At 37.7% G+C, this 20,017-nt stretch carries 19 protein-coding genes; 6 read left to right on the top strand and 13 right to left on the bottom strand.

The window, feature by feature from the left end; genetic code table 11:
- Positions 1–10 precede the first annotated feature (10 nt).
- From glcD to KX581_RS02825, 11 genes are all read right to left on the bottom strand, one after another.
- A complete protein-coding gene (gene glcD / locus KX581_RS02875) occupies positions 11–1,390 on the bottom strand; it encodes a glycolate oxidase subunit GlcD (RefSeq protein ID WP_120871442.1) in 1,380 nt (459 codons plus the stop codon).
- A gap of 1 nt (position 1,391) precedes the next feature.
- A complete protein-coding gene (gene pgbA, locus KX581_RS02870) occupies positions 1,392–2,741 on the bottom strand; it encodes a plasminogen-binding protein PgbA (protein WP_231175533.1) in 1,350 nt (449 codons plus the stop codon).
- A 10-nt stretch (positions 2,742–2,751) separates the two neighbouring features.
- Entirely contained in the window at positions 2,752–3,390 is a 639-nt protein-coding gene (locus tag KX581_RS02865; RefSeq protein WP_231175532.1) for an NUDIX hydrolase, read from the bottom strand.
- Positions 3,390–4,598 carry a peptidoglycan DD-metalloendopeptidase Csd3 gene (csd3, locus tag KX581_RS02860; RefSeq protein WP_231175531.1) on the bottom strand — a complete coding sequence of 403 codons (1,209 nt, stop codon included), beginning with the start codon at positions 4,596–4,598 and terminating at the stop codon, positions 3,390–3,392. The genes KX581_RS02865 and csd3 overlap by 1 nt, the downstream gene beginning before the upstream one ends.
- A gap of 186 nt (positions 4,599–4,784) precedes the next feature.
- Entirely contained in the window at positions 4,785–5,558 is a 774-nt protein-coding gene (locus tag KX581_RS02855; RefSeq protein ID WP_231175530.1) for a R.Pab1 family restriction endonuclease, read from the bottom strand.
- A complete protein-coding gene (locus KX581_RS02850) occupies positions 5,545–6,537 on the bottom strand; it encodes a DNA methyltransferase family protein (RefSeq protein WP_231175540.1) in 993 nt (330 codons plus the stop codon). Before KX581_RS02850 ends, KX581_RS02855 begins: the two co-directional genes overlap by 14 nt.
- A 45-nt stretch (positions 6,538–6,582) precedes the next feature.
- Positions 6,583–8,904: a DNA topoisomerase (ATP-hydrolyzing) subunit B gene (gene gyrB, locus KX581_RS02845; RefSeq protein ID WP_231175529.1), complete on the bottom strand. Its 2,322-nt coding sequence runs from the start codon at positions 8,902–8,904 to the stop codon at positions 6,583–6,585.
- A gap of 12 nt (positions 8,905–8,916) precedes the next feature.
- Complete coding sequence (gene dnaN / locus KX581_RS02840) at positions 8,917–10,041, bottom strand: DNA polymerase III subunit beta (protein WP_231175528.1); 1,125 nt, start codon at positions 10,039–10,041, stop codon at positions 8,917–8,919.
- Between the two features lie 56 nt (positions 10,042–10,097).
- Positions 10,098–11,165, bottom strand: a complete 1,068-nt coding sequence (locus KX581_RS02835) for a phospholipase A (protein WP_231175527.1) — start codon at positions 11,163–11,165, stop codon at positions 10,098–10,100.
- Positions 11,166–11,179: 14 nt separating this feature from the next.
- Complete coding sequence (locus KX581_RS02830; RefSeq protein ID WP_231175526.1) at positions 11,180–12,508, bottom strand: sodium-dependent transporter; 1,329 nt, start codon at positions 12,506–12,508, stop codon at positions 11,180–11,182.
- Positions 12,509–12,518: 10 nt separating this feature from the next.
- Positions 12,519–13,847, bottom strand: coding sequence for a sodium-dependent transporter (locus tag KX581_RS02825; RefSeq protein WP_108394384.1), 1,329 nt, complete (start codon positions 13,845–13,847; stop codon positions 12,519–12,521).
- 230 nt (positions 13,848–14,077) lie between these two features.
- Between KX581_RS02825 and ybgC the strand changes: the two genes are divergently transcribed.
- Both ybgC and KX581_RS02815 read left to right on the top strand, forming a co-directional pair.
- On the top strand, positions 14,078–14,479 hold the full coding sequence (gene ybgC, locus KX581_RS02820; protein WP_001203796.1) for an acyl-CoA thioesterase YbgC: 402 nt from the start codon (positions 14,078–14,080) through the stop codon (positions 14,477–14,479).
- Entirely contained in the window at positions 14,469–14,729 is a 261-nt protein-coding gene (locus KX581_RS02815) for an HP0495 family protein (protein WP_231175525.1), read from the top strand. The genes ybgC and KX581_RS02815 overlap by 11 nt, the downstream gene beginning before the upstream one ends.
- Here KX581_RS02815 and murD read toward each other — a convergent pair.
- The gene (gene murD, locus KX581_RS02810; protein WP_231175524.1) at positions 14,726–15,994 is read right to left on the bottom strand and encodes a UDP-N-acetylmuramoyl-L-alanine--D-glutamate ligase; all 1,269 of its coding nucleotides are present in this window, start codon (positions 15,992–15,994) and stop codon (positions 14,726–14,728) included. The two genes, KX581_RS02815 and murD, sit on opposite strands and share 4 nt — an antisense overlap.
- A 1-nt stretch (position 15,995) precedes the next feature.
- Complete coding sequence (gene mraY, locus KX581_RS02805) at positions 15,996–17,057, bottom strand: phospho-N-acetylmuramoyl-pentapeptide-transferase (RefSeq protein WP_231175523.1); 1,062 nt, start codon at positions 17,055–17,057, stop codon at positions 15,996–15,998.
- A 123-nt stretch (positions 17,058–17,180) separates the two neighbouring features.
- On the opposite strand from mraY, the gene KX581_RS02800 reads away from it, so the two are divergent.
- The 4 genes from KX581_RS02800 to KX581_RS02790 all read left to right on the top strand — a co-directional run bounded on the left by KX581_RS02800 (position 17,181) and on the right by KX581_RS02790 (position 19,628).
- Positions 17,181–18,017, top strand: a complete 837-nt coding sequence (locus KX581_RS02800; RefSeq protein ID WP_231175522.1) for an HpaA family protein — start codon at positions 17,181–17,183, stop codon at positions 18,015–18,017.
- 99 nt (positions 18,018–18,116) lie between these two features.
- Entirely contained in the window at positions 18,117–18,305 is a 189-nt protein-coding gene (gene rpmB, locus KX581_RS02795; protein ID WP_001118998.1) for a 50S ribosomal protein L28, read from the top strand.
- Positions 18,306–18,347: 42 nt separating this feature from the next.
- Positions 18,348–18,482: a hypothetical protein gene (locus tag KX581_RS08250; RefSeq protein ID WP_269201241.1), complete on the top strand. Its 135-nt coding sequence runs from the start codon at positions 18,348–18,350 to the stop codon at positions 18,480–18,482.
- Positions 18,483–18,491: 9 nt separating this feature from the next.
- The gene (locus KX581_RS02790) at positions 18,492–19,628 is read left to right on the top strand and encodes a potassium channel family protein (RefSeq protein WP_187862013.1); all 1,137 of its coding nucleotides are present in this window, start codon (positions 18,492–18,494) and stop codon (positions 19,626–19,628) included.
- Positions 19,629–20,017 lie beyond the last annotated feature (389 nt).

The raw sequence follows: 20,017 nt of genomic DNA, 5'->3' as shown, positions 1-20,017 counted from the left end.
CTTTTAAATTTTATAGCCCCATTTTAAAAGGGTTTAAAATATTATTAGGATCAAGGGCTTTTTTAATGTTCCTAAAAAGCTCCATTTCACTATGATTAAACGCTAAAGGCATGAATTTGGCTTTAGACAAGCCTATGCCATGCTCCCCGCTTAAAGTCCCCTCCAAACTAATAGCAGCCTGAAAAATCTCTTCCATAGCCTGATGCCCTTTTTCTAAATCCCTTTTAGGATCTTCTAGCATGATATTCACATGCACATTGCCATCGCCCGTATGCCCAAAGCAAGGGATTTTAAAGCCGTATTTTTGGCTTATTTTGGCGACTTCTTGCAACAAACTCGGCAAACTCGCCCTAGGAACGGTCACATCTTCATTCAATTTCTTTTTACCATAAACGCTAATACTTTGAGAAGCGTTACGCCTTGAAAACCACAAATCCTGCTCTTCCTGCTCGTTTTGAGCGATCTTAAAACCAACGCAACCATTGGCTTTAAAATGCTTTTCTATCTCATTGAGTTGCCATGCAATCTGCTCTTTAACCACACCATCCACTTGAGTGATGAGTATCGCTCCAGCGTCTTTGGGTAAGCCTTTAGAAAACCTCTCTTCAACCGCTTTAATACTCAAATTATCCAAAAATTCCATCGCCACAGGCGTAACGCCGCTGCTCATTGTCTTATAAACGGCGTTCATGGCGTCTTCAATATGGTTAAAAACCCCCATCGCGCTCTGTTTTAGGGGCGGTTTGGCTAAAAGCTTTAAAGTGATTTCAGAAATCACGCCCAAACACCCCTCACTAGCGATCATCAGCCCTGCAACATTAAAACCGGCGACATCTTTGATCGTTTTTTTACCTGCCCTTATGATTTCACCATTCGCTAAAACCACCCTTAAAGCCATGACATAATCTTTAGTGATGCCGTATTTAGCCGCGCGCATGCCACCGGCATTTTCAGCGACATTCCCCCCCAAAGTGCTTTGATTTTCACTCGCTGGATCTGGGGGGTAGAAGAGATTCAATTTTTCCACTTCGTTTTGGAAATGCTTGTTAATCACGCCCGGTTCTACTCTAGCGATTAAATTTTTAGTGTCAATCTCTAAAATCTTATCCAAATGCTTTTCTACGCTTAAAACTAGCCCCCCGCTCACGCTCAACGCCCCCCCTGTAAAACCGCTCCCAGCCCCCCTAGGCACAACGATGATGCGGTGCTCGTTGCAATATTTTAAAATCTGGCTGATTTCTTGCTCGTTTTTAGGGAAAATCACGCCGCTAGGCAAATGCCTTTCTTTAGTAGCGTCATAGCAATAAGCGTTCAAATGCGCTAAATCGGTGAAAAAATCCTCTCCCCCTACTAGGTTTTTAAAGTATTTGAGGTGTTGTTTCTCTAACATGTTATTTTTTACCCGCTTCTAGCGCCTTTCTTCGCTCTTCAAGTTCTTTTTCATCTCTTTCTTGATGCTCTCTCGCTCTTTGTTCAAATTCTCTCGCTCTTTGTTCGGCTTTGGCTTTTTTCTTTTCTTCTTTCAAGCGGCGTTTTTCTTCTTTAGAGCTTGGTTTATTCTCTTCTTTTTGAGCCTTATTCTTTTTAGGAGCGTTTTTGTTTTCGCCTTGTTGGGTAGCGTTATTTTCGTTACTTGGCTCTTTAGTGGCTTCTTGCTTGATTTCTTGATCATTTTCTTTGGCATTGACTTTTTCATTGCCTTGATCCATGCCTAGAGCCTTCCTCCTCTCTTCAAGTTCTTTTTCATCTCTTTCTTGATGCTCTCTCGCTCTTTGTTCAAATTCTCTCGCTCTTTGTTCGGCATTGGCTTTTTTCTTTTCATCTCTTAAACGACGCCTTTCTTCTGTGGCGTCAAGTTTTCGCTCTGCTTTTTGGTAGTTTTTCTCTTCTAAAGTGGGAGCGTTTTCTGTGCCTTGATTGGCTTTTTTAGGCTCTTTAATGGCTTCTTGCTTGATTTCTCGTTTAATTTCTCTAGCATCAACCTTTTCTTCTCTCTTTTTAATCCTTACTTCTTTGCGTTTTTCTTTTTTCACCAAAGCGTCATAGTAAGCAAAGTAATTTTTAGATTGACTGCCTGAAAAAAGTTTCCCTAGCGTGCCTGCATCAATACCCTCAACTCTAGAAAAAAACGGCGTAGAAGTTTTAGTAACGCCGCTTGTATCTAGCTCTCTTTTTTCTAAAATTTCAAAACTCTCACAGCTTAAAATATTGAGCGTGTTCGTGGTTACAATATAAATCACCCCCACGCTATAAACATTGCACGCTTTTCTTAAATTAGCGATTTTTGGGTCAAACCCGTTCAAAAAAGTCACCAACAAATCAGAACTAATAAAATTAATATCGGTGTTAGTCGCTCTGATTTGCTCATAGATTTCATCATTAGGAGCGATTAAAAACGCTTGGTTGTTGAATTGCCTAAAATAGACTAAATCGCCCTTTCTAGCGACCATTCTTGGAGTGGGTAAATGGCTTTGTTTCATGGACTCAAACGCTCTGAATTTAGCCGTTGCGACACCATTTTCAACGGCAATAATGACCACTTCAGAATTAACGATTTCATAATCTGAAAGTTTAGTAACGACAAAACCAAACTCCCCCACTTGCAAATCATGGGCTGGAAAACGAATGATTCTTTTAGGCAAATCCACAAATTCTATACTCACTCTTAAGGGTTCTTGCCAAGAGGCTGATTGCAAGCTTATAAAACTCATTAGAAGAAGTCCTATCAAAAGCCTTAACATAAAATTCCTTTTAAACATTTTTAAACTTTTTTAAATGCCATAAAATGGCTAAAGACAATCCGGTGGTTTTAGCGTATTGAAAATCCATTATAAAATCAAGAGCTTTTGATCGCTCTAAAAACAGCACTTCAATCTTTTCTGTATCAATCCCCCCACCCTTTGAAACTCTCAAACTCTCGCGCACTTCAGCGTAATAGAGCGTTTGCAAACTCCCACTCAGCCCAGTCGCGCTATAAAATTGGCCTATGGTTTCTAAATTTTTAGGGCTAATTTGATAACCGCATTCTTCTAGCGCTTCTTCGCAAGCGATTTCTTCTAAACTCTTATTAGCTTTATCCACAAGTCCCGCGCACAATTCATAAGTGTATCCGTCAATATTTTGATCTTGATTGCGCTTAAAATGAAAATGGCGCGCATAAATGGCTGGGCGGAATTGTTTCACAATCACAAAACAATCGGATTCTTTTTCATAGAGTAAAACCGCCACGCTGTCTAAAGACTTAATAATATCCCATGTTTTCTTAGTATTCTCTTCATTATAATGCATGCGTTTTAATTCTATGAAATTAGAGCTAGAACAAGGCTCTAAATACACACTGGAATCGTCTATTAAAGATTTTTGATTGAAAGCATTCTTAAAATAAGACATTAAAAACCCTCTAAAAGATAAAATGAATTTTTTTCAAAGGAATGGGTTTTAAGAAGTTCTTCTAATTTTTGCTTAGAATGCTGAGCTTTTTCTAAAAAAACCTCTCTTTGCTTGCCGTGTAATTTGCTTTTAGCGGTGCGGATATAGCCTAAAGGATTAATGGGGCGGGAGTTTTTATACACGCCAAAATGCAAATGCGGCCCGGTGCTTAAACCGGTGCTTCCCACTCTTCCTATGATTTGCCCTTTTTTAACGAATGATCCTTTTTTTAACCCCTTAGCAAACATGCTCATGTGAGCATACACCAGGCGCAATTCGTTCAAATGGATTTCAACCACATTCCCATACCCCACCTTAACCCCTATAAAACCCACACGCCCGTCTGAAGCAGAATGGATCAAACTGCCATGTTTAGCCGCATAATCCACGCCGTAATGAGGCCGTCTGACTTTTAAGACAGGATGGAATCTCCCATACGAAAAAGGCGAAGAAATGCGGGTGTATTTCACCGGGGTTTCTAGTAAAAACCCTGCCACTTCTTGTGCCTTTGAATCGTAATAGCGCCCGTTTGAATGGGAAAAAAGATAGTATTGGTGCAAACGAGAGCTAATCATGGCTATTTTAATGGTTGGTTGGCCAAACGCTTGCCCCACACGATAATCCCTTGTATAAACGATAGCGATCTTATCGTTTTTTGCCAGGCGTTTAAAAGGCACGCTTTTTTTATACGCGTTCATCAATTGGTTGGCTAAAAGGGGGTCATTGGTGGCTTTGACAATATCTTGATAGGGCGAAGTTTGCAAAGAAAGAAGCAAAGTTTTTTCTTTACGAGTGAAGATAATGGGGATAAAGTCTAAAAAATAATCCTCTCCTTTTTTATAAATATGGATTTGTAAATCCTGACTTATAGGGATAAGGGCTTGAATGAGCGTGTTGTTAGCATCTCTTAAGGTGTAGTAGGTAACATTGCTTTGAATTTCAGCGCTCAATTCTTTATCTTGAGAGCTTAGGTTGTAGTAGAGTTTTTGAGAGATATGGTTTTTTTCTAAAAACCCTAACAGCGTTAGCTTATCCCACACAAGCCTTTCACCTACCAATAAAGTTTGCTTTTTCATCTCATCGGCTTTTAAAAAAACCCCATGGGATAAAAAAGCAACCATTAAAAAATAAATAAAATTTAAAATAATTTTCTTATGAAAAAATACCATGCAGTTGTTTAATGCCTTCAATTGAATCTGTATTTTATTAGTATAACATAAGCCGTTAAAGAAAAACGATACAAGTTTGAAGCCTAGCCTTGTTTTTATAGCTTTATGGAGCGCGTTTTATTGATGCATGGTGTTTCTCATAAATGGTTTTATCTCGCCTTATAGCGTTGGGTATTCCCTTTTTAATCAATCCGTATTATTGTTAAAATTTTGAAGTATTTTTTCTAAAATCTTTAACACATCGTCATGGTGCGCTTGGCTTAAAAGTCCAAAAATTTTAAGCATTTCTAAGAACATGGGAGCGTTGGCTTTATGGATAATCAAAAGAGCATGTTCTTTAAGTGCAGCCGTTCTGTTTAATAAGGGAGTAGCGGTTTTTAATTCCAAAATAGAAAAGCAAAAATACAGCATAGCTTGGGTTTTAGAACCATATTGTTGCTCTCTAATAACAATTTCGCTCAATTGATTATCATTAAAAGAATGAATGAGTAAAGGATAAGAAATGCGTGAAAGTTCAAAATCCATGCCACCAAATTGATGCGATCTAAATCTTTCTCTTGTAATCATAAAATTATCTTCTATAAATTGTTTTTGTTTTTCTAAATATTTTAAAGTATTTTCTAAATTTTCTAAACTGATTAAATCTAATTGCTTAGCGTAATAAATCATTTCGCTCAATTCATAAAGAGTTTTTACTTTATTATTAGCCCCTAAAAAATGATATTTTTTATCTTTTAAAGTAGTGAGTTCAAATTTTTCTTTATCTTTAATGGGGACATCATAACCGATTTGCCACTCTACATAATGCTTTAAACTAAAAGGGATTGTTCTAGTCGCTGTTGAAACACCATAATCGCTAAAGGCATGTCTGATTTTCACACGCACTTTGCCTGAAATTGAAGTTAAAGGAATAAAAATCCCAATCACTTTTTCATCATGGTTAATTTTAATCAAACTCACAAGCGTGTCCTTGAAACAATTTTTTAAAATATTCTAAACGCACTCTTTTATCTTTTAAAAAAGCGTCTTTAATTTCTAAAAAAGCGGAATTTTCAATAATAATATCCAAATTACCAAAATAATAAGGGATTTTAGGAGCGATTTCCTTAAAATAATGGACATATTGGTAATAGATCAATTTATCTTGACTGATTCGCACCGCATTTTCGCTTGGCGCGTTTAAAAAAGTTTTGTTGCGTTTAAGAGCGTTAATGTCTCGCATGGGGAAAAAATAGCCCACGCATGCATCAACCTTTTTAGCGTTAGGATATTTATCCACATAATTGGCTATATAGTCAAAATCGTTTAAGCATAGCGTCGTATCGCAATCAGTTGGAAAAATAAAACGCCTAATACCTGCATAGTCCATTCGCCCTCGCTCATATAAAGCTATCACAATAGGAAATTCGTTACTTTTAGTGAAAGATTTAGAAGAAACAACAAAAGCGTCTAAAAGCCTGTAATGATCCTTAAATAGCTTTAATTGCTTAAAATTAGCTTCTTTGATGAGATAAGATAAAGGGTGTAGCACGCAAATAAACGCCGGCTTTAAAATTGCAAAAGATCTTAAAAAACTTATCCCTAAATCCCTAGATTTCAAATCGTTGTCTATCTCAAAAATGAAATCTTTATTTTTAATATTTTGTTTGATAAAGGAAGTTCTATCGTTATAGGGGGGATTGCCCACGATGATTAAAGGCTCATCTTGGTTAATACCATAATTTTCTCTTTTAGGATTAGCTAGAGCGTTTATTATTAAAGCACCACACTTAGGGTCAATATCCGCTCCTATTTTTTTAGGGTGGTGGAGTTTTAAAAACTCTTTATTGCCACATGCGGTGTCTAAAAGCGTGTAGTCTTCAATACCAACATGCTTTTTTAAAAGCCTGTAAGCACAATCCACTAAATAAGGGGGCGTGTAATAAGCCCCTAAATTCACGCTCTCTCGCTTATTTAAATGTTTAGGGGTTCTAATCAAAATCCCTTACACATCTAGCTGCTTCACATCTTTAGCATGCGCTTGGATAAAGGCTCTTCTGGGCTCTACCTCATCGCCCATGCAAAGCGAAAAGACTGCATCGGTTTTTTCTAAATCTTCAATCTTGAGTTTGATTAAGCTACGGTTTTCTTTATGCATGGTCGTTTCCCACAAATCATTAGGGTTCATCTCGCCTAGCCCCTTATAGCGCTGGATATTCGCTCCCTTTTTAGCGTGATTTTCCACTTCTTCTAAAAACCCCAAAATATCCTTATTTTCTAAAAAATCTAAATTATACTCCATAAGCTTTTGGTAAGTGTAATGCGCTTCTTCAAACAACACTTCTTTAAAGAGGTTGTCATCTAGGTTAAATTCCACCAAGCCTTTAGGGGTTTGCGTGTGCAAATGCAAGCTTTCTTCAGTAGCAAAAGAGCGTAAGATCTGATAATTCAAGCCCTCTAATTTTTCCAAAATGCTTTTTTCTAAAATTTTCATATCAAAGCTTAAGGCGTCCTTAGTTTCAATCAAAAAGCGTAAAATTTCTAGCAAATTGTAGCGTTTTTCTAATTCCAAAAGCGCGTAGCGGTAATGGCGCGCCACTTTTAACAAATTCATCAAATCGTTCTTACCAATCCCTTCAATATCCACCGAATTGATGCCATGCTCAATTAAGAAATGATCCAAAGCGACGCTGTCTTTAAGATAGATTTCTGTCTTGCCTTTCTTGTATTTGTAAAGAGGGGCTTGAGCGATATAAACATGCCCTTGTTCAATCAGCGGGCGTAAATAACGATAGAAAAAAGTCATCAGCAAGGTTTGGATATGGCTCCCATCCACATCAGCATCGGTCATGATAATGATTTTATGATAGCGCAATCTTTCTATATCAAAACTCTCTTGAATACCGCACCCAAAAGCCGTGATCATGTTTTTAATCTCTTCTGATTTTAGGATTTTTGACAAATGGCTTTTTTCCACATTTAAAATCTTACCTTTTAAGGGCAAAATCGCTTGGAAAACCCTATCGCGCCCTTGTTTAGCGCTCCCGCCCGCGCTATCGCCCTCCACTAAAAAGATTTCGCTCTCTAAGGGGTCTTTACTCTGGCAATCGGCTAATTTTCCAGGCAAAGTGCCGACACTCAAATTATCTTTTTTCCTTGTAAGCTCTCTGGCTTTCTTACTGGCTTCTCTGGCTTTTGCAGCTAGTAGGGCTTTATTAGCGATGATTTTAGCTTCGTTAGGGTTTTCTTCTAAAAATTGGTGGATTTTATCATAGACTAATTTTGAAACCAACGCGCGCGCATACGAACTACCGAGTTTGGATTTAGTCTGCCCTTCAAATAAAGGCTCGCTCATTTTCAAGCTCACGACCGCAATCAAGCCCTCTTTAATGTCCTCAGAAATGGGGCGGGATTCTCTTGTCTTAATGTTTTCATCAATATATTGTAAAATCGCCTTAGACAAGCCCATCTTAAAGCCCGCTTCATGCGTGCCACCCTCAGAAGTTTTAATGTTATTCACAAAGCTTAAAGTGTTTTCATTGTAATCATCAGCATACGCTAGAGCGACTTCTATAGAAGTGTGCGTTTCTTCATCCATGCTTTTAAACGAAATAATGGGGGTGAGCAGTTCTTTTTTAGCGCTGTCTTTAACGAATTGTTTCAAGCCGTCTTCATAGAAATAAGTCTCTTGCAGTTGGGTTTTTTCTTCTTTGAAAGAAATTTTTAAGCCGTCATTAAGATACGCCATTTCTTTGAAGCGCTTTTGCAGAATACCCGCTTGAAATTCAACGACTTCCATCACGCTTTCATCAGGGAAAAATTCAATAGTCGTGCCGCTTTCTTTAGCGCTTTTGGTTTTGCCAATGATTTCAAGCTCACTAATGGGGATACCCTTTTCAAACTCCTGGCGATAGATTTGACCCTCTTTTTTAATGGTCATAATCAAGCGTTTGCTTAAAGCGTTCACAACCGAAACGCCCACGCCATGCAAACCGCCTGAAACTTTATAAGTATCGTTATCAAACTTGCCCCCCGCATGCAAAATCGTTAAAACCACGGTGCAAGCGGGGATTTTTTCCGTGGGGTGAATATCTACAGGAATACCTCGCCCGTTATCTTCTACAATGCATGACCCCTCACTAGTCAAAGTGATATTAATCGTATCGCAAAAACCCGCCATGCTCTCATCTACAGCGTTATCCACGACTTCATACACCATGTGGTGCAACCCACCCACATTGGTATCGCCAATATACATTCCAGGGCGTTTCCTAACCCCCTCTAAGCCTTTTAAAACCTTAATACTATGGCTCTGGTAATTTTGCATTCAATCAAGCCTTTATAATGTGATTGGCATCATCAAAGTAGAAATTTTAGCGCTCAAGTGGCTTTGCTTTTCATCAAGAGACTCTTGGATCAAAAAAGGCGATGAAGGTTCATTGCATTTTAAAACAAATTGCGTTGTCCCTAAAGCGTTTAAGGCTTCAAGGAAAAATTTAGCGTTCACGCCCAAATGAAAGGCTTTTTCAATGTCCAAACCTTTTTCAATCTCAACAGAGGTTTTAGCCGTTTCGCTGTGTTCAGAATCCAAAGATTCAAACAAAGCGTTGTTTTTTTCTAAAGTGAGTTTAATGGTGGAGCTTAAAGAACTGCACAATTTAATACTCTCTTTAAATTCTTCCTTGCCTAAAGTGAAAGAAGAAGTGTATTCTTTGGGGAGGATTTTTTGATAATCAGGGTAATTCCCATCAATGAGCTTGGTGAAAAAAGTGTGCGTTTCGTTTTCAATCACCGCTAGCATGCCATCGCTTTTAAAACTGAAATTTTCATAAAAAAGCTTAAGGATTTCTAATAAAGCCCTTTTAGGTAAAATGCAAGAGATGTCTTCTTCAGTGGAATGGATAGAAATTTTTTCTAACTGCGTGTAAGAAAGCCGCTTGGTATCCGTGCCTACTACTGAAAGGGTTTGATGTTTTTGATCAAATTGTATTAAAATACCGGCTAATTCTCTTTTATGGCTGGTTTGCTCAATCACAGGAGCGATCTTTTTAAACGCATCTGTTAAAAAGGGGGCATTGACTTCTAAACTCACTTTGGGATCAATAACAGGGAATTCAGGGAACTCATCAGCGTCAAACATGGGGAGTTTGAAAGAGCTTTTATTTTGTTTGATCACCAAGCTGTCATCTTTAGTCTCTAAAATAATATTAGAGTCTTTTAAACATGAAATAATATCCAAAAACTTTTTCCCGTTGATCGTGCCAACGCCCTCTTTATCGCTAGATTGCGTAAAAATATAGCTTTTTAGCCCAATATCGGAATCGCTGGCTTTCAAAAAAAGCTTTTCTTTAATGACTTCTAAATGGATGTGTGAAGCGATAGAAGAAGCGTCCTTTTTATCCAAAAAAGCTTGCAAGTAGCGCAAAGTATTTTCTAAATCGTTTTTACTAACACTGATTTTCATAGCTAAAATAATCCCCTTGAATTTTTGGTCTTAATTATAGCATAAAAGAACGCTTTTTAAGGGTTTAAGCGTATTCCTACCCCTATACGATTGGAAAAAACATCGTATTCATACAAGCCATCGCCATAGCCGTTAAACCACTGCGCATAAATCCCCACAAAAGGGTTAATGCGGTAGGTATAGCCTAAGCGGAAAGCTCCATGCCAGCGATCATAACGCCAGTATTGCGTGAAAATATCATAAAGTTGCAATTCAAAATGATGGCGCCCTCTCCTGTAATCAATTTTAGCGTTACCATACCCCATGTAATCAATCAAATTAGGGTTGGATTGATCATAAGGGACATAGGGCCAATAAGCGACCATGATTTTCAAGCCTCCCTTTTCCCACACCAAACGAAACACAGGGCGTTGCCCCGCGCTCACCGAACGACACCCCCCCCAGCGCACATCTTTTTGCCCGTTATAATCTTTAACGATTACAGGTTGTCCTGGAAACTGGTTTTCAGGATTGCCTTCTTTATTAAAAGGCTGGTAACATTGCGCGCCCCCCACGCCATTAGAAATGTGCTGCCAACCTATCCAAATTTCAGAAAATTTCCCTATTTTACCCCCAAAAGGTTCAAAATTAATAGGATAAACATAAATGAGTTCAGGCATGAAATTCATCATTCGCATGGGAGCGGATTGGGGATTATTGTAAATTTGAAACCAGTCAGTTTGGGTATAAGCCAAATAAAGCGTGCCTTTAGTCCAAAGAATATGCCTAAATACAGGCACTCTAAAACTAATTTGGAACTTAAACTCATTGCGTTGATACGGGTTGATATTGGGGTGGTACCATTGAAAAATGGGGGTGAAACTATGATAAAGAGGCAGAAAATAAGTGCCTAGATAATCCATCATGTTTAAATATTTTTTAGCAAAATCCGCCCAAGAATGTTCTTTGGGGGCTTTTTGTGGAGGGAGATACCAAGAATTGGACAAATCGTTTTGCGTTTTAATGATGTGCAAATCCTGTTTGCGCAAATAGTAGTTATAATCCACCTTAAAATTATCTTGTGAAAATTTTTTGCCTTCTAACTGACAAACTACAAAAATCATAAAGAGCAAAATGCTTTTCATCAAGCATCCTTATTTCACTTAAATTGCAAGATGAAAATCGCTAAAATCACTACAGGCGCGATAAAACGAACGCTAAAATGCCACGCTTTAAAAGCGTTTGTGTTAAAGAAATGCTTCGTGGCTAAAAAAGAGCGCTTTTTATTTAAAATCCATCCTACAAACAAGACTGAAAACAAGCCTCCCAAAGGCATTAAAAATGAAGAAGTGATGAAATCCAGCCACCCAAACACGCTCTTATGAGCAAAACTCAAAAACTTAGCGTATCGTTCATTCATAGAAAGAATGACTAAAACGCCTAAAACATACACAACAACCCCTATCCATAGCGACGCTTGAATGCGCGAGAAATTAAAACGATTGATGAGATAAAGCGCTAAAGGCTCTATCAAAGAAACCGTAGAAGTGATCCCGGCAAAAACAAGCGCCATAAAGAAAAAAAGCGAAACGATCTGCCCGCTCATGCCCATTTTAGCGAAAGTCAAAGGCAAGGAAATAAAAACAAGCCCTGGCCCTTGAGACACATCTGCATGGTATTCAAACACAAAGGTGAAAATCATCACCCCGGCAATCAAAGAGATTAAAATACCGGGCAAGACAATCAATAAAGAGCTTTTGAATAGATTTTCTTTTTTGGGCGTGAAAGCTGAATAAGTAATAATCGTGCCTACCCCCAAACTCAAAGAAAAGAACATCTGCCCTAAAGCGTCCATAACAACCTTAAAATCAATCTTTTGAATCTCAAAATTAAATAAAAATCGCAAAGCTTTAGGCATGCTTTCTAAAGTCATCGCATAGATTAAAAGCCCTATGAAAATCACAAACAATAAGGGCATCAGCACTACATTTAATTTTTCAATCCCCTCTTCAATCCCCCTAGAAACAAACCATATTGTCGGCAATAAGCATGCGCTAAAGCCAATAACAGGCCAGATTAAACTGCCATTTTGGAGCATGCTAAATTGCATTTTAGCTTGCTCTAAATCTTTAGGCAAATCAAAAGTTACTACAAAAAGATAGTAAAGCACCCAGCCTAACACCACCGCATAAAAGGATAAAATGAGAGGGCCGCCTAAAATAAAAAAAGAAGTGAAAGGGTAATATTTTTTCCTTTTAGGATCTAAGATTTGATAATTAGAAACAACATCTTTTTTACCCAAATTCCCAATCAGCATTTCCACTAAAAGCATAGCAATGCCTAAACTCAAGGTTAGCACCAGATATAAAAGCACAAACGCACTCCCCCCATTATGACCTACCATATAGGGAAAGCGCCAAATATGCCCTAAACCGATAGAGCTACCCAAAGTGGCTAAAATAAAGCCTAATTTAGAAAATTTTCCCATGCCAAATATTTTAATAAATCTTGCTCAACCAAATGGAAAACACAATTAAAGGGGTGATGTATTTAAGCAAGAAATACCAAGTTGCAAACAATTTAGGGCCTAAAAAGTGCGTGCTTAAAAGACGCAATTTTTCTTTTTTCAAAACCCAGCCCATAAAAATAAAGGTTGCCATCCCGCCTAAAGGCATGATAATGGTGCTTGAGGCAAAATCCAACCAATCAAAAAGACTTTTTTCAAAGAAAGTGAGATAGTCTTTATAATCCTTATGGAGCGAGAAAATCAACACCACGCCTACCACAAAAATTAGCGCTACAAGACCCCAAGTAACCTTAAAACGAGAGTATTGATACTTTTCGGTAAGATACATCACACTTGGCTCTAATAAAGCCACCGTAGAAGTGATGCCAGCAAAAGCGAGCGCGAGCAAGAAAAGAATTGAAACAAGAACGCCTATCGCTCCCATTTGGCCAAAAACCACCGGTAAAGAAGTGAAAATTAACCCTGTGCCTTGTGAGACATTAGCCCCATATTCAAACACAAAAGTGAAAATCATAAGCCCTGCCACAAGAGAAATTAAAATCCCTGATAAAACCACCCAAATCGTGCTTTTAAGCAAATTCTGCGTTTTATCCGTAACCGCAGCGTAAGTGATATTGATCCCTAAACCGATGCTTAAAGAAAAGAAAACCTGCCCCAAGGAATAAGTGAACACTTGAGAAGTCAAATCTTTTGGTTTGAAATCAAACATGAAATGGAAAGCTTTAGAAAAAGAATCCATGCTCATCGCATAGAAAAGCAAACCAAAAAAAGTGGCAAAGAGTAAGGGCATTAAGACTAGATTGAGTTTTTCAATCCCTTCTTTAATCCCTCTAGAAACAATCCATCCGGTTATGAATAAAACGCTAAAAAGCCCAATGGATTGTAACCTTATAGACTGCAAAGTTTGAGTAAAAATTTGTTCAGATTCTTGGATATTGTTAGGCAAGTTAAAACTAACACTCACCAAATAATAAAGCACCCAGCCTAAAATCGTGCCGTAAAAAGTCAGTATTAAAGGCCCAGAAATAAGCAAAAGCCCTGCGTATTTCCAGCGTTTTTTGGGGTTAATGTCAAGCTCTTTAAAAGCTTCTATTACATTTTTTTGAGTGCTTTGCCCTAATAGCATTTCAGCGATAAACATCGCCGCGCCAACGCTTAAGGATAAAAATAAAAACAATAAAACAAAAGCACCCCCACCACTCACCCCAGTCATGTAAGGAAAGCGCCAAATATGCCCTAAACCTATCGCACTCCCTAAAGCCGCTAAAACAAATCCTAATTTAGAAAAATGATTACCCATATCTTAACTACCAAACTCCTTGTAAATGATTAGAATTAAAGAGCGATGTCCTTAATCGCCCAACTATTGCTGTATTAATTTTTTGAAATCTTTAAAGATCTTAAGATTTAAGAAAAAACCCACTTCAAAAATACCTAAAAATTATAAAGCAACGCCCCTAGATTATACTATAGTTAAGTTACATATTGTATAATTTTAAGAAAGTTTCATTATTTAAGTAAGGGGAATCAATGCGCTGTAGGGTATATTACGAAGATACCGACTCTGAAGGCGTGGTCTATCATGCGAATTATTTGAAATATTGCGAAAGGGCTAGGAGCGAGTTTTTTTTTAAACAAAATGTCTTGCCAGAAAATGAAGAAGGCGTGTTTGTTATCCGCTCTATCAAAGCGGATTTTTTCACCCCCGCAAGCCTTGGGCAGGTCTTAGAAATAAGAACGCAAATTAAAGAATTAAGAAAGGTTTTTGTGGTGCTTTTTCAAGAAATTTATTGTATCCAAAACGCTTCTTTAGAGCCTATGAAGCCTTTTAAAGTCTTTGCTTCAGAAATCAAATTTGGCTTTGTCAATCGCTCCACATACAGCCCTATTGCCATTCCTAAATTGTTTAAGGAGCTGTTCAATGCCGTCTGATTCAAAAAAACCCACCATTATTTACCCTTGCCTTTGGGATTATAGGGTGATTATGACCACTAAAGATACAAGCACATTAAAAAAGCTTTTAGAAACCTACCAACGCCCCTTTAAATTGGAATTTAAAAACACTTCTAAAAACGCTAAATTTTATAGCTTTAATGTTTCTATGGAAGTTTCAAACGAAGCAGAACGGAACGAGATTTTTCAAAAAATTTCACAATTAGATGTTGTGGCGCATGCGCTTTAATCCTTTAAAACAAACGCTTTAAATTTTTCACCCCTTTCTTTATATGAAGAAAATTGATCCAAACTGGCCGCGCTGGGTGAAAGCAAAGCGATTTCATTTTGCGATAAAACGCTTTTAATTTCTTGAACCGCTTTTTCTAACTCCAAACAAACCTGACAAGAAACATTAAATTCTAACGCTAAGGCTTGGATGATAAAAGCGCTTGATCCTATGGCATAAAGGCTTATTTTATAGTTTTTAAACTCTTCAAAAAGGGGGGTTAAATTGACCCCTTTAATATCGCCCCCTAAAATCAAATGGATTTTTTGGTTTTTAAAGGTTTTTAGGGCTTGTAAGGTGGCATCAATGTTTGTGGCTTTGCTGTCATCTACCCACAAACGCCCTTGTTTATCCCTAAATTCTTCCATTTTATGCGATCCGATTTTAAAAGCGTTCAGTCTTTTAAGGGCGTTTTCTCTATAATCTTGCCATTTTAAATTCTTTATTTTTAAAAATTGCTCATAAACTAAAAGGGCTAAGGCAGCGTCTAATAAAAACGCTCCCTTAAAAGAAAGAGCGTTAGAAGGGATTTTTAAACACTCTAAAACCTCTTCGCTTTTGTCAAAAAAGATTTTTTGCGCTTGCGAGTTTTGAATAATGGGGTGTTCTTTGAATTTTAAAGGGAGGATAGCGAGCGAAGTTTCAGGCATCAATGTTAAAACCTTGAGTTTAGCGTTCAAATAATTTTCAAAATTGCAATGCCAAGTCAAATGATCGGCTTCTACATTGATGAGCAAGTAGATTAAAGGGTAAGCCTTATTAGTGTAATGCAAAGAAAAGGAGCTTGTTTCTAGCACCCACAAGGGCGATTGTTTTTCAAACAATTCAATCAAGGGCGTGCCGATATTCCCCCCACTCACAGCCTTAAAATCTTCTAAAAGCATGGTGAGCATTTCTGTCGTGGTGGTTTTACCATTAGTGCCGCTAATACTTATTATAGTAGGCGTGAAAACCAAATCAAACAAGCTATTAATATAATCGTATTCGCTCACTAAATGCTTGGCTTTTATGACTAAAGGGTGCGTGAAACTAATGCCAGGGCTGACTATCTCTAGTTGGGAATCATTAGGGTTGAAATCCTTACTGGGATAGCAAACAAAACCCTCTCTATCTTTAAAAGATGAAGTGAATTGGTCGTCAAAAAATTTGACTTCGTTATGGTTTTTTCTAAAAAAACGCCCTAAGGCTAGAGTGGTTTTGCCATGCCCAAATAAAGAGATTTTCATTTTAACGCACCTTCAAGCTTAAAAGAGCGACTAAATTACTCAGCATAGAAATGATCCAAAAACGCACGATCACCTTGTTTTCTGCCCAGCCCTTTTGCTCAAAATGATGGTGGATAGGCGCCATTAAAAAAAGGCGTTTTTTACGGGTTTTATAGCTCCCTACTTGCAAGATCACAGACAAAGTTTCTACCACAAAAATCGATCCCATTAAAACCAATAAGATTTCATTATGCGAAACAATAGCGTTATAAGCGATAAACCCCCCTAAGGCCAAACTCCCGCTATCGCCCATAAACACGCTTGCCGGGTTGCAGTTATACCACAAAAAGCCAAAGAGCGATCCCACTAACGCCAGCGAGATAACAAACAATTCCCCCACATCTATGACTTTAGGATAGAGCAAGTATTTAGAAAATTCCGCATTCCCTGCCACATACACAAAGATAGAAAGGCTTAAGAGGGTGAAAATGCTAGGCACGCTCGCTAAGCCGTCTAACCCGTCGGTTAAATTCACCGCATTGCTTGTGGATAAAAAAACCAACACCCAAAAACCAACCGCCAAAATCGTGGGCATTTCAAACAAGGGGTTTTTCAAAAAAGGCGCGTATAAAAAAGTGTCTAACCCCTTAAGATTCAACAAAACAGACACCACAAGCGAAAGGACAAAAAGCATGCCAAATTTCATTTTCGCGCTCATTCCGGCGTTATTTTGTTGGTTGATTTTAGTGTAATCGTCTCTAAAACCCACAAAACTAAAGCCCACTAACACGATTATCCCTAACAACACATAAAGATTGCCCAAAGACGCGCACAACACGCTCGCAACAATGGTTGCAAAAACAAACACAATCCCCCCCATCGTAGGGGTATCCTTTTTATTCTGGTGGCTTGGCACAAAGCTTGAAATGGGCTGGTTAGCCTTTTTAGCCTTGGCCCATAGAATGAATTTAGGCATTAAAAAAAGCGTGAGGAAAAAGGCTATGAAAAACCCTAACCCTGCTCTAAAAGTCAAATACTGGAAAAGATTGATATTGAAATAGCCATATAGTAAAGAATAGAGCATAAAATCCCCTAAAATCGCCATGCTTGAATTTAGAAAAAAGAAAATTGTAGCGCAAATTGATTTACTTAAAAATAGCATGAATAGGGTAGAATAGAAGTTTGTTTTAATTTTTAGGAGTCTTTTATGGAGCGTTCGCTTATTTTTAAAAAAGTTAGAATTTATTCTAAAATGTTAGTGGCTTTAGGGCTTTCAAGCGTGTTGATTGGTTGTGCGATGAATCCAAGCGCTGAAACAAAAACACCAAATGGCGCCAAAAATCAAGTTCAAACTCATGAAAGAATGAAAACAAGCTCTGAACATGTTACGCCGCTAGATTTTAATTATCCGATACATATCGTTCAAGCCCCACAAAACCACCATGTTGTAGGTATTTTAGCGCCACACATTCAAGTGAGCGATAATCTAAAACCCTATATTGATAAGTTTCAAGACGCTTTAGCCAATCAAATCCAAACTATTTTTGAAAAAAGAGGCTATCAAGTGTTGCGTTTTCAAGATGAAAAAGCTTTAAATGCGCAAGATAAAAGAAAGATTTTTTCCGTTTTGGATTTGAAAGGGTGGGTAGGAATCTTAGAAGATTTAAAAATGAATGTAAAAGATCCCAATAATCCTAATTTAGACGCGCTAGTGGATCAAAGCTCAGGCTCTGTGTGGTTTAATTTTTATGAGCCAGAAAGCAATCGTGTAGTCCATGATTTTGCTGTGGAAGTAGGAACTTTTCAGGCAATGACTTATACTTACAAACACAGTAATTCTGGAGGGCTTAATTCTTCAAACAGCATTATCCATGAAAATTTAGAAAAGAATAAAGAAGATGCGATACATAAAATCTTAAACAGAATGTATGCGGTTGTCATGAAAAAAGCTGTAACAGAACTTACAAAAGAAAATATTGCCAAATACCGAGACGCTATTGATAGAATGAAAGGCTTTAAAAGTTCTATGCCTCAAAAAAAGTAGTTCTTAAACGAACCATTTAAAAATTAGCCTTAAAATCAGTCTCTTTAAAGACTATTTTAAGTATAATGTCAAATTTATTTCAATAATTAAGGATATACAATGGCAAAAAGATGCGCTTTAACTTTTAAAGGGCCTATGATAGGCAATCATGTCAGTCATGCCAACAACAAAAACAAACGCCGCTTACTCCCTAACTTGCGATCGATTAAGATCCAATTAGACGACGGCACGACTAAACGCATTAAAGTGGCTGCTTCCACTTTAAGAACCATGCGTAAAGGGGCTTAGTTTTTAGAATTTCTGTCCGTTTTGATTGTAGGGGTGGTTTTGATGTTTTTGATAACCTTTTTAAAACTCCCCTTAAAACTAAACTTCTTTATTAAATATCAATTTGGTGCGATTGGGCTTGATATTTTAAGGGAGTTTAAAAATGAAACGCTTTCAAAAGAATTTATTTTGATCTAGGAATTGGTTTTGTTTGAAAAGTTGAAATTTTTTAAAATCAAAAAAGACGATGAAATTCAGCCAGAAGTCAATTTAAATTCTGAAATCTATGAGCAATTTAAGGTCTTTAGACTCCCGCTTATTTTAATCCAATTGCTTGTGCTTTTAGGCACTCTGGGATACTTCGCCCTAGAAAATTATAGCCTTATGCAAGCTTTCTTTCAAACGACTTACACCATGACAGCTACAGGGTTTGGCACTTTAAATGAAAGCCAGTTTGGGCCTATAAGTATTTTTTTAACTTCCATTTTAATGTTTTTTGGGGCAGGAATCATTGCCTTTAGCGTGGCTATTTTAGTTAGCGTGGTCAATAAAGGCACGCTTACCAGATTGATTAAGGAGAAAGGTATGATTTATAAAATCGCGCGCCTTAAGGATCATTATGTGATTTGTTACCACAACGAATACACCATTGAATTGAGCAAGCAATTCCGCTCCGCTCAGATCCCTTTTGTGGTCGTGGATAATGACCCTAGTTTTGAAGAAGAAGCCATTAAGCACAAATACCCCTACTATATCATAGGCGATCCGCACACCAATTTAGCCATGCTAAAAACCCACTTAAGCAGCGCTAGGGGTGTTGTGGCTTTGTCTAAGATTTTACCGGTGAATGTGGCGTTAATGGTGAGCGTGCGCTTGTTTGAAAAGGAATTAAAGCGCAAACCTTATTACATCATTGCAAGTGCGCATAGCGATGAAGGCTTAGAAAAATTAAAAAAATTAGGGGCTGATATGGTGGTTTCCCCTACAAAACTCATGGCGCAGAGAGTGAGTGCTATGGCGGTGCGTCCGGATATGGAAAATATCTTAGAGCGCTTTATCAATAAAAAAGACACGCTTTTAGACTTAGAGGAAGTGATTGTCCCCAAAACCAGCTGGCTTGTGTTAAGGAAATTAAAAGAAGCCCATTTTAGAGAGATCGCTAAAGCGTTTGTGATTGGTATCACTCAAAAAGATGGCAAATACATCCCCATGCCTGATGGAGAAACGATTATTGCAAGCGAATCCAAGCTATTAATGGTTGGCACTTCAGAAGGCGTTGCGACCTGTAAGCAACTCATTGCCAACCATCAAAGACCCAAAGAAGTGGATTACATTTCCTTGTGATTGATACAGCCCTTTTTAAATAAAAAAGGCTTGACTCTCATCAGATATGGGTAATAAAATCTAAAAAATGCTAAAAACATTTTTTACAATCCATAGCAAAGAGCTTGGCGTTAGTCAAAAAATTAGCCATTCATGTTTGATGAGAACAGATCCAAGATTTAAAATGGATTTTAGGCTTATTTTTCTCACACCCATACGCTCAATGAGAGTTAATTATAACCCTTTTAAAGCCTTCTTTGTTGATATGATCGTTATAATCGCTTCATTAAAATAATTGATATTCCCGTAAAAATACCCATGATACAAGCCTAAAACACCGCTCGCATTCTCCACTAAAAGCTTTTTATAATAAACTTGCGATACATACTTATGTGTGATCTGTTGGATGC

It is taken from the genome of Helicobacter pylori (genome assembly GCF_021062735.1).
GTDB lineage: Bacteria > Campylobacterota > Campylobacteria > Campylobacterales > Helicobacteraceae > Helicobacter > Helicobacter pylori_DN.
The sequence above is the reverse complement of the archived record's forward strand: the minus strand, read 5'-3'. Positions and strand labels throughout refer to the sequence as shown.

Excerpts from the sequence above, each read along its gene's own strand:
- glcD (WP_120871442.1), bottom strand. The coding sequence starts at position 1,390 with ATGTTAGAGAAACAACACCTCAAATACTTTAAAAACCTAGTAGGGGGA.
- pgbA (WP_231175533.1), bottom strand. The coding sequence starts at position 2,741 with ATGTTAAGGCTTTTGATAGGACTTCTTCTAATGAGTTTTATAAGCTTG.
- KX581_RS02865 (WP_231175532.1), bottom strand. The coding sequence starts at position 3,390 with ATGTCTTATTTTAAGAATGCTTTCAATCAAAAATCTTTAATAGACGAT.
- csd3 (WP_231175531.1), bottom strand. The coding sequence starts at position 4,598 with ATGGTATTTTTTCATAAGAAAATTATTTTAAATTTTATTTATTTTTTA.
- gyrB (WP_231175529.1), bottom strand. The coding sequence starts at position 8,904 with ATGCAAAATTACCAGAGCCATAGTATTAAGGTTTTAAAAGGCTTAGAG.
- dnaN (WP_231175528.1), bottom strand. The coding sequence starts at position 10,041 with ATGAAAATCAGTGTTAGTAAAAACGATTTAGAAAATACTTTGCGCTAC.
- KX581_RS02835 (WP_231175527.1), bottom strand. The coding sequence starts at position 11,165 with ATGAAAAGCATTTTGCTCTTTATGATTTTTGTAGTTTGTCAGTTAGAA.
- KX581_RS02830 (WP_231175526.1), bottom strand. The coding sequence starts at position 12,508 with ATGGGAAAATTTTCTAAATTAGGCTTTATTTTAGCCACTTTGGGTAGC.
- KX581_RS02825 (WP_108394384.1), bottom strand. The coding sequence starts at position 13,847 with ATGGGTAATCATTTTTCTAAATTAGGATTTGTTTTAGCGGCTTTAGGG.
- ybgC (WP_001203796.1), top strand. The coding sequence starts at position 14,078 with ATGCGCTGTAGGGTATATTACGAAGATACCGACTCTGAAGGCGTGGTC.
- KX581_RS02815 (WP_231175525.1), top strand. The coding sequence starts at position 14,469 with ATGCCGTCTGATTCAAAAAAACCCACCATTATTTACCCTTGCCTTTGG.
- murD (WP_231175524.1), bottom strand. The coding sequence starts at position 15,994 with ATGAAAATCTCTTTATTTGGGCATGGCAAAACCACTCTAGCCTTAGGG.
- mraY (WP_231175523.1), bottom strand. The coding sequence starts at position 17,057 with ATGCTCTATTCTTTACTATATGGCTATTTCAATATCAATCTTTTCCAG.
- KX581_RS02800 (WP_231175522.1), top strand. The coding sequence starts at position 17,181 with ATGGAGCGTTCGCTTATTTTTAAAAAAGTTAGAATTTATTCTAAAATG.
- rpmB (WP_001118998.1), top strand. The coding sequence starts at position 18,117 with ATGGCAAAAAGATGCGCTTTAACTTTTAAAGGGCCTATGATAGGCAAT.
- KX581_RS08250 (WP_269201241.1), top strand. The coding sequence starts at position 18,348 with ATGTTTTTGATAACCTTTTTAAAACTCCCCTTAAAACTAAACTTCTTT.